8 protein-coding genes and 1 pseudogene are annotated in these 12,740 nt (G+C 64.6%); 5 read left to right on the forward strand and 4 right to left on the reverse strand.

Annotated features, from left to right (window positions below; translation table 11 throughout):
- Positions 1 to 151: 151 nt before the first annotated feature.
- Positions 152 to 1,720 (reverse strand): annotated as a pseudogene (locus tag HY852_RS20770) (glycosyltransferase family 39 protein); the annotation flags it as partial.
- A gap of 207 nt (positions 1,721 to 1,927) precedes the next feature.
- On the opposite strand from HY852_RS20770, the gene HY852_RS20775 reads away from it, so the two are divergent.
- The 4 genes from HY852_RS20775 to HY852_RS20790 all read left to right on the forward strand — a co-directional run bounded on the left by HY852_RS20775 (position 1,928) and on the right by HY852_RS20790 (position 8,802).
- Positions 1,928 to 3,682, forward strand: a complete 1,755-nt coding sequence (locus tag HY852_RS20775; protein ID WP_291606717.1) for an adenylate/guanylate cyclase domain-containing protein — start codon at positions 1,928 to 1,930, stop codon at positions 3,680 to 3,682.
- Positions 3,683 to 3,870: 188 nt separating this feature from the next.
- A complete protein-coding gene (locus HY852_RS20780; RefSeq protein ID WP_291606726.1) occupies positions 3,871 to 4,071 on the forward strand; it encodes a cold-shock protein in 201 nt (66 codons plus the stop codon).
- Between the two features lie 237 nt (positions 4,072 to 4,308).
- Positions 4,309 to 7,401 carry a bifunctional proline dehydrogenase/L-glutamate gamma-semialdehyde dehydrogenase PutA gene (gene putA, locus HY852_RS20785; RefSeq protein WP_291606718.1) on the forward strand — a complete coding sequence of 1,031 codons (3,093 nt, stop codon included), beginning with the start codon at positions 4,309 to 4,311 and terminating at the stop codon, positions 7,399 to 7,401.
- A 195-nt stretch (positions 7,402 to 7,596) separates the two neighbouring features.
- Positions 7,597 to 8,802, forward strand: coding sequence for a CoA transferase (locus tag HY852_RS20790; protein WP_291606719.1), 1,206 nt, complete (start codon positions 7,597 to 7,599; stop codon positions 8,800 to 8,802).
- Positions 8,803 to 8,960: 158 nt separating this feature from the next.
- Here HY852_RS20790 and HY852_RS20795 read toward each other — a convergent pair whose 3' ends face one another.
- The 3 genes from HY852_RS20795 to HY852_RS20805 all read right to left on the reverse strand — a co-directional run bounded on the left by HY852_RS20795 (position 8,961) and on the right by HY852_RS20805 (position 11,741).
- Positions 8,961 to 9,128 (reverse strand): hypothetical protein, encoded by a 168-nt coding sequence (locus HY852_RS20795; protein WP_291606720.1) that lies wholly within the window; start codon positions 9,126 to 9,128, stop codon positions 8,961 to 8,963.
- Positions 9,129 to 9,155: 27 nt separating this feature from the next.
- Positions 9,156 to 10,712 (reverse strand): hypothetical protein, encoded by a 1,557-nt coding sequence (locus HY852_RS20800; RefSeq protein WP_291606722.1) that lies wholly within the window; start codon positions 10,710 to 10,712, stop codon positions 9,156 to 9,158.
- A 93-nt stretch (positions 10,713 to 10,805) separates the two neighbouring features.
- The gene (locus HY852_RS20805; RefSeq protein WP_291606728.1) at positions 10,806 to 11,741 is read right to left on the reverse strand and encodes a hypothetical protein; all 936 of its coding nucleotides are present in this window, start codon (positions 11,739 to 11,741) and stop codon (positions 10,806 to 10,808) included.
- 365 nt (positions 11,742 to 12,106) lie between these two features.
- Between HY852_RS20805 and HY852_RS20810 the strand changes: the two genes are divergently transcribed.
- A complete protein-coding gene (locus HY852_RS20810) occupies positions 12,107 to 12,721 on the forward strand; it encodes a glutathione S-transferase family protein (protein ID WP_291606724.1) in 615 nt (204 codons plus the stop codon).
- Positions 12,722 to 12,740 lie beyond the last annotated feature (19 nt).

Genomic DNA, 12,740 nt, shown 5'->3' on the forward strand with positions numbered 1-12,740 from the left:
ATCGACGTCACACGACCGCTTCCCTTCGCCGCGCTGCCGCGGCCAGTGCTCTCCGACCTCGCCAAGGACCTGCTGCGAAAGCGCGAGGGTGAGGAGTGAAGTTCACTTCACCTCTCACCGCTTGCGTGGAGAGGGAGATGAGTTTGGTCATCTCCCCCGCCAGCACGCGCCAGCCGAATAGCGGAGAATCCGGCGGCGGCGAAAGCTCGGGCGTCCAGCCGCTGAGCTTCTCCAGCGCGTAAGTATCGATCACGAGTCCGCGCCAGCGCCGCTCGACGACCTCCAGCGGCTCGCGCTTCACGGGGATCGAATCCCAGAGCGGCCGACGGTTGTCGGGCTCGCGCGCGACATAAAGGCCGGGACGGCCTTCGATCAGTTTCATGCCGGGATCGCGAAAGCCCTGGAACCGGCCACGCTCGTTGATTTGGATGATCGGTACGCGGTCCTTGAACAGCCAGCGCAGCATGGCATAGGTGCGATAGTCCGTGGTCGCGATCCAGGTCGCGCCGGTCTTCTCCAGTTCGGCTTGTGCCCGCTCCACCACCTGCTCGTAGCCAGCCTCTGCGCCGATCGGATCGATCTTGCCGATGAAATTCCAGGGGGCTGCCATGTAATAGAGGAACACCAGGACGACCCAGCCGATGCCAGAAGCGATCGCGGCATTGGCCCAGAAGATCGATGACTTGATCAGCCGCTGTGGCCAGCCCTCGCGCGGCAGCATCGCGATGTTGATAGCGGCTGCGGCAAATCCGACCGGCCACATGAACATGGGCCAGGTATCGCCGACACGCAGCGTCAGCGACTTCCAGAGGAAGTAGACGAACGGCACGAGGACGGCGGTCGACAGCAGGATGGCAACCGGCTCACGCCTGCGATAGCCGCGCCAGGCCGTGAAAAAGACCCCCCACAACACCACCGGCAACAGAATGAATCCGACGAGCCCGAACTGCAGGCCGAGGTAATCGCCCAGTGTCCGCAGCGACACGCCGTGATTCGCGATCGCCCGTACCGACTGGAACCGGAACGAAGCCCAATCGTGCTGAGCGTTCCAGATCAGGACCGGCAGGAACAGCAGGACTGCGATCAGCGCGGCGAGGTAAGGATACGGGCTGCGCAGCCACCGCCATCGCCAGTCCGGGACAAGCATGAAGGCGACCACGGCAGGCAGGAACATGATCGCGGTGAATTTCGACAGCAGCGACAGGCCGGCGAATACGCCAGCCAACAACCACCAGCGGCCGTCCTTCGTCTCGGCTATTCGCACCAGCGACCAGAACATCGCCGTCGCAACCGGGATCATGGCGACATCCGGCGCCACCTTCGCCATCAACAGGCCGTAATAGAGCGCGGCTTCCGGCATCAGCAGCGCGAACACGATCGCGCGCACGTCATGGGTTAAGCGGCGAACGATGTCGGCGAGCAGCAATTGCGTGACCAGCATGCCGAGAATGCCCGGAAAGCGGACGCCGAAATCGGTGTCACCAAAGATCGCGGTCCCGAAGCGGATGAACCACGCGATACCCGGCGGATGATCGAGGAACGACAGTGCGCTCTCCTTCGACCATGTCCAGTAATAGGCCTCGTCGGTGCGCAACTCGATGGCGTTGGCATAGATGATCCGCAGCACGGTCATCGCCGCAACGATTACAATCGCGATCGTAAGCGGTCCCAGCGAGAATCTCTTCCGGGCGGTGCCTGAGCTGTGGAGGGGGGCTGTCATCACGCCGCGCTTTTCCCCGACTCCGGATGCAGTGTCAATGCGTGGCGAACTCTCGCCCATGTCGACCCCGCGAGCGCGGGCCCGTGACCACAGGACGACACCGGTGAGTGACCGCAGAGCTGCTGCCTTGGCAATGCGAGACAACTATCCAGCCGGGGAATTAATCTATATGACCGATCTAGTTCACGAGTTGGACATTTCAATTTCATGGCGACCGCTCAGACAACATCTGAGAATTTCTTCCGCGGCATCGGCCTGCGCCAGGTGCGGCTCGTGTGCGGGCTGATACTGTTTTCCTATCTGATCAGCCATTTCCTCAATCATGCGCTCGGCAACATCTCGATGGAGGCACTGGCCGCCGGCGTCTATTACCACACCGAATTCTGGCAGTTTCTGCCCGTAGCGATCGCGTTCTATACGGCGGCGGTCCTTCATGCCGGGCTCGGTATTTTTGCGCTATATCAGCGTCGCAGCTTCCGCTGGAAGGCGATCGAGCCGCTGCAGCTTGTGCTCGGGTTGAGCATCCCGCTGCTCGTCATCGCTCATATCGTCGGCGTGCGGCTCGGCCAGACCCTGTTCGGACATGAAAAGCTCTATCCGCAGGTGCTCTACGCCTTCTTTGTCGGCGGGTCTTACCGCCTGTGGCAAATGACGGCACTCACAATCATCGCGTGGGTGCACGGTTGCATCGGGCTGTATTTCTGGCTGCAGATGAAATCCTTCTTCAGGCGCGCATCGCCGTTCCTGCTCGCGACGGCGGTGCTCATCCCCACCCTGGCGCTGCTCGGAATCTATCAGGGCGGACGAAGCATTGTCGTCGACAGCAGGGATGCGGAATGGCGAACGAACAACATGTCGGAACGCCAACTCGGAACGCGCCCCGAGCAGGAAACGCTCGATCGGATCACCAACGGGCTTCTGATCGGCTATCTCGGCCTGGTAGGCCTCGCGTTACTGGCGCGCGGGATAAGGAGCCTGCACGAGCGGCGCGGCGGCATGATCAGCCTGTCCTATGGCAACGGCAAGAAAATCCACGTGCCGAAGGGCCTTAGCGTGCTCGAGGCGAGCCTCCGCCACAACGTGCCTCACGCCAGCGTCTGCGGCGGCCGGGCCCGCTGCTCGACCTGCCGGATCCGCGTGATCGGCGATCACGGCCTGTTGCCCGAACCGACGCCGCGCGAAGCCTTCGTGCTCGGCCGGGTCGGAACCACCGATCCGTCGATCCGGCTCGCCTGCCAGCTCCGGCCGACGAGCGACCTGTCGTTCTTCCAGCTGTTCTCCCCGCACACGACGTCGGCGAACGCGCACGCTTCAGGCCCGGCGCGAGTTGGCCAGGAGCGCTATCTTGTCAGCATGTTCGTCGACATGCGCGGCTCGACCCAATTGGCCGAAAAGCGGCTGCCCTTCGACACCGTGTTCATCGTCAACCGCTTCCTGGCAGCGGTGTCGCAGGCGGTGGTCGAGAACGGCGGCCAGCCCAACCAGTTCGTCGGCGACGGAATGCTGGCGCTGTTCGGGCTGGCTACCAATGCACGGACGGCCTGCCGCCAGGCTCTCAAGGCCGCAGCCGCCGTCGGCCGCCATATCGACGAGCTCAATCATTTGCTGAACCATGACTTGCAGCAGCCGATCCGCTTTGGCATCGGGATTCATGCCGGCGAAGTGATCGTCGGCGACATCGGCTACCGCGATCACATCGTGTTCACGGCGCTTGGCGACGCGGTCAATGTCGCCTCGCGCCTGCAGGACATGACAAAGACGATCGCCTGCGAAGCTGTCGTTTCCGAGGAAGTTCGTGTCACGGCGGAGCTTGCGGGCGTCGATCTGCCCGAGCAGGAGGCCGCGATCCGCGGCCGTAACACACCGATGACCGTGCGCGTGGTTGCAGATGTACGAGCCTTGTCGGCGCTGGTCGGCGACGCCGAACGCAGCGCGGCCTCGGCGATCTTTCGGCACGGCTGAGGTCCTCCGGATGCATCAAATGATAGTTAAACCGGCGAAACGCCGCGATAATGGCTGATTTTCGGCCAGATCTCGCGCCCGTTTCGGCTACCAAGAACGGGGCAATCCGCGTATCCTGTCACCGTCGAGCCGACCGGTCGGCGGGGCTGGCGGCTCGCTTTATCGAGGATTCCCGCGGAGACGACGTGATGGCTAAGGGTACGGTCAAGTGGTTCAACCCAACGAAGGGTTATGGATTTATTCAGCCCTCTTCGGGAGGCAAGGACATCTTCGTTCATATCTCGGCAGTGCAGAAAGCTGGCCTGTCCACACTCAATGAGGGACAGACAGTGGAGTATGAAGAGATCGCAAATCGGGGCAAGACCTCGGCAGAGAACCTGAAGATCTAAGCCGCGCGGCGACGCCGCTCTCCCGGAGGAAATCCGGGAGTTGGCCGATACTTCGAAGAATTGGGAGGGTGCGTTCGGCGGGCGCCGCGATGGCGTGCGATCGAATTCACGCGCGGGCGCCTTTCGGCAACCTGCCAGAGAGATCGCCTGCCGGACCTCGCGAAAGGTTCCGGTCCGGTTCCACATTGGCGATTCAGCGGCACACGGGTAGGCTCGAAGCTACCCGCGGGATCCGCCATGCCGGCCGACCAAGCTCCACTTTCCCCTTTCAGCGCGCCGTATGCGACCGGCGACGCAGAGCTTGCCGCGCAGCTTCTCAAGTCAGCGCGCCTGGGTTCGGTCCGGGAAGAGCGCATCGACCGCACCGCGACAGGGCTGATCGAGGCCATCCGCCGCAACGACGACCGGCTCGGCGGGGTCGAGGACATGCTGCGCGAGTTTGCGCTCTCGACCAAGGAGGGGCTGGCGCTGATGGTGCTCGCCGAAGCCTTGCTGCGTGTGCCGGACACTCGCACCGCCGATCAGTTCATCGAAGACAAGCTCGGCGAAGGCGATTTCATCCACCACGAGACCAAATCCACTGCCTTTCTGGTCAACGCCTCCGCCTGGGCGCTCGGCCTGTCGACGCGGGTGATTCAACCGGGCGAGACCCCGCAAGGCACCATCGGCCAACTGGTCAAACGGCTCGGTGCGCCCGCCGTTCGCGCCGCCACGCGCCAAGCGATGCGGCTGATGGGCAGCCATTTCGTCCTCGGTGAAACCATCGAACAGGCGCTGGCCCGGGCACAGCCGCGTTCGGCCCACCCGCCGCGCTATTCCTTCGACATGCTCGGCGAAGGCGCGCGCACCGCCTCGGACGCCCGGCGCTATTTCGATGCCTATGCCAGCGCGATCGAGACCATTGGGCGCGTCGCCGGGGCGCACTCGTTGCCCGACCGGCCGGGAATTTCGGTCAAGTTGTCGGCGCTGCATCCGCGTTTCAAGGCGATCAGTCGCAGCCGCATCATGGCGGAGCTGGTGCCCCTTCTTCTCGAGCTTGCGCGCCGTGCCAAGGCCTACAACCTGAACTTCACGGTTGATGCCGAGGAGGCCGACCGCCTTGAACTGTCGCTCGACGTCATCGCGGCAACGCTCGCTGAGCCATCGCTCGCCGCCTGGGACGGCTTTGGCCTCGCGATCCAGGCCTATCAGAAGCGCGCCGGCGCCGTGATCGACTATGTCGATCAGCTCGCGCGTTCGCATGATCGCAGGCTGATGGTGCGCCTCGTCAAGGGCGCCTATTGGGACACCGAGATCAAGCGGGCGCAGGAGCGCGGGCTGGATGACTATCCTGTGTTCACGCGCAAGGCGATGACGGACCTCAACTACATCGCCTGCGCCCGGCAGCTGCTTGCGCTTCGGCCGCGCATCTTCCCGCAATTCGCTACCCATAACGCGCTGACGGTCGCGACCGTGATGGAGCTTGCAGGCGAGCCAGGCGAATTCGAATTCCAGCGCCTGCACGGCATGGGCGAAGCGCTTTACACCCGGCTTGCGCACGACCATCCGGAGCTTGCCTGCCGCACCTACGCGCCGGTCGGCAGCCACCGTGATCTCCTCGCCTATCTGGTACGGCGGCTGCTGGAGAACGGCGCCAACTCCTCCTTTGTCGCGCTTGCCGCCGATGATGCCGTACCGGTTGCCAGGCTGTTGCAGCGCCCTGCCGACATCATCCTCAGCGCCGACAATGCGCGGCACCCGAACATTCCGTTGCCGCGCCGGCTGTTCGGGGCGCAGCGGAAGAATTCGCGCGGGCTGGAGTTTGGCGCGCGGGCGGCGCTGCAACGTTTGCTCGCCGAGATGGAAACCGAAACGGCCCAGGTTTCGGCCGCACCCATCCTCGACGGGATGCCGAAGTCGGGCCCTCCGCGGCCAATCAAGAGCCCCATCGACGGCGTGACGCAGGTCGGACACGTGGTCGAGGCCGCCGCGGGACAGGCCAGTGCCGCGGTGAGCGCCGCGCGTGCGGGCTTTCCACAGTGGAGCAAAAGGCCGGCCAGCGAACGCGCCGCGCTGCTCGAGAACGCCGCCGATTTGCTGGAGAGCCGGTCGGCGCATTTCATGGCGCTGTTGCAGCGCGAGGGCGGCAAGACGCTTGACGACGCATTGTCGGAAGTGCGCGAGGCTGCCGACTTCTGCCGCTACTACGCCATGCAGGGCCGAAAGCTGCTTGGCGAGGGCGAGGCCCTGCCCGGGCCGACCGGCGAGAGCAACGTGCTCGCCTTGCGCGGCCGCGGCGTGTTCGTCGCGATCTCGCCCTGGAATTTCCCGCTCGCGATCTTCCTCGGCCAGGTCACCGCAGCCCTGATGGCCGGCAATGCCGTCATTGCAAAACCCGCCGAGCAGACGCCACTGATCGCCGCGGAAGCGGTGCGGCTGCTGCACGAAGCAGGCGTGCCAACCTCCGCGCTGCATCTTGTGCCGGGCGACGGCAGTATCGGCGCGGAATTGACCGCCAATCCGGACATTGCCGGCGTCGTCTTCACCGGCTCGACGGAAGTTGCGCGCGCGATCAATCGAACGCTCGCGGCCAGGGATGGCCCGATCGTGCCGCTGATCGCCGAGACCGGCGGCATCAACGCGATGATCGCCGACGCCACCGCCCTGCCCGAGCAGGTCGCCGACGACGTCGTGACCTCGGCATTTCGGTCCGCGGGCCAGCGCTGCTCGGCGCTGCGCCTCCTGTTCGTGCAGGAGGACGTCGCCGACCGCATGATCGAGATGATTTCCGGAGCGGCGCGCGAGCTCAGAATCGGCGATCCCCGCGATGTCGCGACCCATGTCGGGCCGGTCATCGACATCGAAGCGAAACAGCGGCTCGACGCCCACATTGCCCGCATGAAGCGCGAGGCGCAGCTGCATTTCGCCGGCAGTGCGCCGGAAGGCTGCTACGTGGCGCCACATGTGTTCGAGCTGCGTGATGCCGGCCAGCTCACCGAGGAAGTATTCGGCCCGATCCTGCATGTGGTGCGCTACCGCGCCGAGAAGCTCGCCCACGTGCTGACGGCGATCGAGCGCACCGGCTATGGACTCACGCTCGGCATCCACTCGCGGATCGACGACACCGTGGAGGCGATCGTCAAGCGGCTTTCGGTCGGCAACGTTTATGTCAACCGCAACATGATCGGCGCCGTCGTCGGCGTGCAGCCGTTCGGCGGGTCCGGCCTGTCCGGCACCGGTCCCAAGGCCGGTGGGCCGCACTACCTTGCGCGCTTTGCCGCCGAGCAGACGGTGACGATCAACACTGCCGCGGCCGGCGGCAATGCCGCGCTGCTCGCGGGCGAAGAGTAGCGCCGTCATTGCGAGGAACGCAGCGACGAAGCAATCCAGACTGTCAACGCGGAGGCATTCTGGATTGCTTCGCTTCGCTCGCAACGACATTGAATGCCGTTGCATCCTGACGAAACATCGGTCAAATGATTGGCCGGCACGGAACGTGAATTCCAGCACGCGGGAAACAACAAGAATGAAGGGAGCGACGCCACTATGGAAAAGGGCATCTTCGAAGGGCTGAAGGTCCTGGATTGCGCGAGCTTCATCGCGGCACCCGCGGCCGCGACCGTGCTGTCCGATTTCGGCGCCGACGTCATCAAGATCGAGCCGCCAGGCATGGGCGACCCGTACCGCAACCTGCCGAACCTGCCCGGCTATCCCACCAGCGAGCACAATTTCGCCTGGCTGCTCGAGGCCCGCAACAAGAAGAGCCTGGCGCTCGACCTCACCAGGGCCGAAGCGCAGGCGGTCCTCTACAAGCTCGTTGCCGAGGCCGACGTATTCATCACCAACATGCCGCCGCAGGTGCGCGAGAAGCTCGGCATCACATACGACCACCTCGCCCATCTCAACGACCGCCTGATCTATGCGTCGTTCACCGGCTACGGCGAAAAGGGTGAGGAGGCCAACAAGCCCGGCTTCGACTCCAACGCCTACTGGGCGCGCTCCGGCCTGATGGACCTCGTGCGCGCCGACATCAACACCACGCCGGCGCGCTCGGTCGCCGGCATGGGCGACCACCCCTGCGCCATGGCCCTCTATGGTGCGATCGTGACCGCCCTCTACAAGCGCGAGAAGACCGGCAAGGGCTCGCACGTCTCGTCCAACCTGATGGCCAATGGTGTCTGGGCGGGAGGCGTACTGACTCAGGCAAGACTGTGCGGGGCCAAGTTCGGCGAGCGGCGTCCGCGCGAGCGCGCGCTGAACGCGGTCACCAACCACTACCAATGCAAGGACGGCCGCTGGATCATCCTTTCGCTGCTGAACGAGGACCGGCAATGGCCGACGCTCGCCCGCTGCATGGGACTGGAACATTTGATCACGGACGAGCGGTTCGCCACCAAGCCCGGGCGCCATGCGCGATCGGTCGAGTTGATCAGGATCTTCGACGAGGCCTTTGCGACCAGGGATCTTGCGGAGTGGCGCAGGATCCTCGACGGCAACGGCCTCGTCTTTGGCGTCGTCGGCATCCTCGACGACATCCCGCACGACAAGCAGATGATGGAGAACGAGGTGCTGGTGCCGTTCGAGAACGACACCATGCTCACCATCAACAGCCCGATCTGGATCGACGGCTCGAAGAAGGTGCAGCCGCGCAAGCCGCCGGGCGTCGGCGAGCACAGTGACGAGATCCTGCGCAAGGCGGGATATGACGAGACGGCGATCCAGAAGCTGAAGGCGAGCGGCGCGGTGGGTTGACCGCAGATCCGTCATTGCGAGGAGCGACAGCGACGAAGCAATCCAGACTGCTTCCGCGAAAAGATTCTGGATTGCTTCGCGGAGCCTGTCATCGGGCGGCGCTTCGCGCCGACCCTTTGGCTCGCAATGACGTTCGCAACCATGGCGCAAGCGCCATCTCACAGCCGATAGGCGATCCACCCGATCGAAAATAGAAACACGCCGACGACGAGCGCTGCCGCGATCGCCCAGGCGCTGATGCGAACGCTGCCGAGGATCTGCTGTTTCTCTTCGTTGCGGGCAATCTGAAGGTTGCGCCGTTTGTTGGCGTCGCGGATCTCGCTCATCGTTCCAACCCGTTCGCACCTGCCTGATCACCGGTCGTCCACAAAGCACATCCCGATGCGGGACGAGGTGCCGACGGCCTGGCAGGAAAGGCCCTCGGCACAGTTCCAGGAGCTAAAACTCCTGTCGTCGTCCTTCGATCCCCGGGGCCGCAAAGAGCAGGTTGCGCCCCAGCCGTCCTGATATTGGGTTCCTGCAAGCTCGGTGCTGCCGCGGGTCTGCGGACGGCCGGCAAAGCCCCGCGAGAAATCCGGCGCCCTGCCGTCGCGAAAGGCGGTCATGATATCGCGCCGGCGTACCTGATCGCCGAAGAAGTGCGGCGAAGCGGGAACGCTCGCCGAATCGGACGCCGCCGTCCGGTCGCCGCCTGGGAAATGGAAGCCGCCGATGGCGCGGGTCTGGTGGCAGCCGGCGCAGGTGATGTCGTTCAACCGCCGCGCAAAGCCGGCGAGCGAACGGATATTCTGCATCTCGATGCCGCGCTCGGCCGCATTCTTCAACGCGCTGGCGACATCGTCTTCGGTGAAGACCGGCGCTGCCCCGCCCTCGCCCTGCACGAGGCCGAATTCCGGCTGCAGCTCCGATAATTCAAGGCCGGCCGGCGTCGGCGCAATGGCGGCTTTGGCAAGATACTTCTCGGGGATCAGGACCGTGCCGCGATCGAACTCGCCAAAATGAGGCGGATCGAGCAGCCAATCCCTGAATTCGCGCTTGAGGCTGTCGTCGGCAAGGATGCGGTCGCGATCGATCTGGTTCTCCAGCACCGATTCCTCGAACACGTGCGTGTCCGGGTTGTACTTGAAAGCTTTCAGCAGGTAGTCGGTACGGAAATCGCGGACGGCCGATTTCGGTGCATGCGCGATCTGGATATTGGTCTCGATGCGATCGAGCATCGCATCCCGCGGGTAGCTGGTGCGCCAAAGGAGATCCCGCCAGTCGCTGTTTTCAAGCCAGCGACGCGCGATTTCCGCGCAGGTGACCGGCTCATGAGTGACATACCGATCGTTCTCGTGCCTGGTGTGATACCGATCGTTCTCGTGCCGAGCCTTGAGCACCAGGTTCAGCGTCATCGGCAGGGGCGACACCGCTTTGTCGCTATCGGCCCCTTCGAACCGGGTAAGGCGGTAGATCAGCCGGATCTCGCCGCACGACCCGTCCGACACATAGGCCCGGTCCATGCGGTTGACGATGCCCGCGAGTACAAAGCGCGTTTCGAGGGAATCCAGAAGCCTTCGGTCGAACAGCCGAACGTCGAAGGCCTCGCCCACGCCGATGGTTTCGTTCGGAAACTTCGCGTTGTGTCGTTCAATGTACCGATCAAACTCCGCCTCTAACGCCGGACGAATTGGCGCCAGCTGAGGCAGCCAGCCAAAGAGCAGCTTCGTCGCAAGCGGAAAGTTGGCGTTTCGCTCCGGCCACAGAATGCGATGGAGGGTGAAGCTGTCCTCCTGATCGAGCTTGCGCAGCACTGAAGAATCCGTGATTGCCGTTCCCCGTTCCAGCGCCGTGTCCTGTGCCGCGGACAGGGGCAATGCACTGCTGCACAGCACGATGAGGGTGATGGGAAATCGCAAGGCGCGCTTCATGCCTTCAGCTAACACCGCGGCTGCGTGACTATTCAAACGAAAAAGGCGCTTCACAACGCGGTGAAGCGCCTCCTGCAACCTGTTTGCAGCGGATCAGCGCGAGACGATCAGGCCCTTCGTGGTCACGACCACCCAGCGACCATCCTGGCGCCGGATGGCATCGACGCGCCCCACGCCCGGCAGCGGATCGCCGGCGTACACCTCGTACAGCCCATCCCGCCCTTCGACGAGCGCTCTGCCACGGCCGGCGTCGCGCAGCACCCAGCCTTGCACGGTCGGGAGCCTGCCCAACTGTGTGTCAGGCGCGGCCGGAACCGGAGGCGAAGCCGGCGTTGTCGCGGGGGCCGCGGCCGCAAGCTGGGCCGGTGCCACCGAGCCGGTCACCTCCTTCGCGGCCGCATTCTGCGCCGGCGCGATCGCACTTGCGGCGCGCAGCTTCTCCACGGCGTCGCTGAGGCGGGCGAGCCTGGCGGCGGGTTCGGCCTGCGCCTTCTCAAGTTTTTCGAGCCGGTCGGTCGCCTTGTTATGCTGGCCCGCCGCCACCTTGGACGTGTGCTCCACGCTCGCCTTGAGCGCGAGCAGATCGGCATCGATCCGGGCCACGGAGGCTTCCAATCCCTGGGTCGGAGCGGACGAATCATCCTTGCCGGCGAAATGCGTCATACCGGCGGTGGCGAGTGCACCGCTGATCGCCCCGGCGATCGCGGCGAGCGCGATCACGGCGGCCATGGCCGAGATGCGGCGCTTGCCGGTGGGCGCGGTCTCGGCTTCCGGCCTGCGATCCTCGTTGTGCCAGGAACGGTCGCCGGGCGGCATGATCAGGATTTTCCCGGGCGCGCCCGGCTCCGCCTTCGGCAACTCCAGCTCGGGCGCCTCGGCCTTCGGCGCGTCCGATTTGGCCGCTTCGGCTTTCGGCGGCTCCGGTTTGGGAGCATCCGGCTTCGGCGGCGCCTCGTGGTCCGGCGCAATCAGGCGGGGCTCAGCCTCGAAGCTTGCCGTGGCCGGCTCGCCCGACCCGCCGGAGACCACCGCCGCATCCGTCGCGCCGGTAAGCCCGGCCTGTTCAGGGACTTGTTCGCTCACGGTTCAAGATCTCCGTTGAAGATTGACCATTTGGTAACTTTCAATTGCTTGCGAAATCCTTACCGACGGACCGCGTTACCGAAATTTTAGGGACTCTTCCGGGGCCGAATTTGGCCCGGATAATGGAGGCGGCGTGGCAAAACGCGCCCCGCGCTCCATGTTGATGAACGCCTTGAACAACCGCGGATCGGTTTCGCAGCGTCGCCGGCGCGGCGGCGGAGAGCGCTTCTCTCATTTGACAAGGAGCGAGACGACCTGTTCAAAGGCACGCAAAGCCGCTGCCGACGAGAATATTCCACGGGGAGAAACGCATGAAGCTTTACGATTCCATCGGGCCAAATCCGCGCGTCGTCCGCATGTTCATCGCGGAGAAGGGCGTCGAGATCCCCAGGCAGACCGTCGACCTGCGCGGCGGCGAGAACCGCCAGGAAACGCATCTGAAGCGCAATCCCATGGGCCAGATGCCGACGCTGGAGCTCGATGACGGCTCCTGTCTCGCCGAGATCACCGCGATCTGCGAATATCTCGAGGAGAAATCCCCCAATCCGCCGCTGATCGGCTCCACGCCGGAACAGCGCGCCGAATGCCGGATGTGGACGCGCCGCATCGACCTCAACATCGTCGAGCCCATGGGCAACGGCTATCGCTACGGCGAGGGGGTGAAGTTCTTCGAAAAGCGCATCCCCGTCGCGCCCGAGGCATCGCCCGGCCTGAAGAAGGTCGCGGCCACCCGCCTGCAATGGCTCAACGGACAGATGGCCGACGGCCGCGAATTCATCTGCGGCAAGCGCTTCACGCTCGCCGACGTCCTGCTCTATTGCTGGCTCGATTTCGCCGGCCAGGTCGGCCAGCCGCTCGATCCCGCCAACACCAACATCGCCGCCTGGTTCGCCCGCGTCGGCGCGCGGCCGTCGGCGAAGGCGTAGGCGTCGTCGCGGCATCTTG

The sequence above is a fragment of the Bradyrhizobium sp. genome (assembly GCF_016213215.1).
Taxonomy (GTDB): domain Bacteria; phylum Pseudomonadota; class Alphaproteobacteria; order Rhizobiales; family Xanthobacteraceae; genus Bradyrhizobium.

What these genes read in the sequence shown, in the direction of transcription:
- HY852_RS20775 (WP_291606717.1), top strand. Translation starts at nt 1,928, where the DNA reads ATGGCGACCGCTCAGACAACATCTGAGAATTTCTTCCGCGGCATCGGC.
- HY852_RS20780 (WP_291606726.1), top strand. Translation starts at nt 3,871, where the DNA reads ATGGCTAAGGGTACGGTCAAGTGGTTCAACCCAACGAAGGGTTATGGA.
- putA (WP_291606718.1), top strand. Translation starts at nt 4,309, where the DNA reads ATGCCGGCCGACCAAGCTCCACTTTCCCCTTTCAGCGCGCCGTATGCG.
- HY852_RS20790 (WP_291606719.1), top strand. Translation starts at nt 7,597, where the DNA reads ATGGAAAAGGGCATCTTCGAAGGGCTGAAGGTCCTGGATTGCGCGAGC.
- HY852_RS20795 (WP_291606720.1), bottom strand. Translation starts at nt 9,128, where the DNA reads ATGAGCGAGATCCGCGACGCCAACAAACGGCGCAACCTTCAGATTGCC.
- HY852_RS20800 (WP_291606722.1), bottom strand. Translation starts at nt 10,712, where the DNA reads ATGAAGCGCGCCTTGCGATTTCCCATCACCCTCATCGTGCTGTGCAGC.
- HY852_RS20810 (WP_291606724.1), top strand. Translation starts at nt 12,107, where the DNA reads ATGAAGCTTTACGATTCCATCGGGCCAAATCCGCGCGTCGTCCGCATG.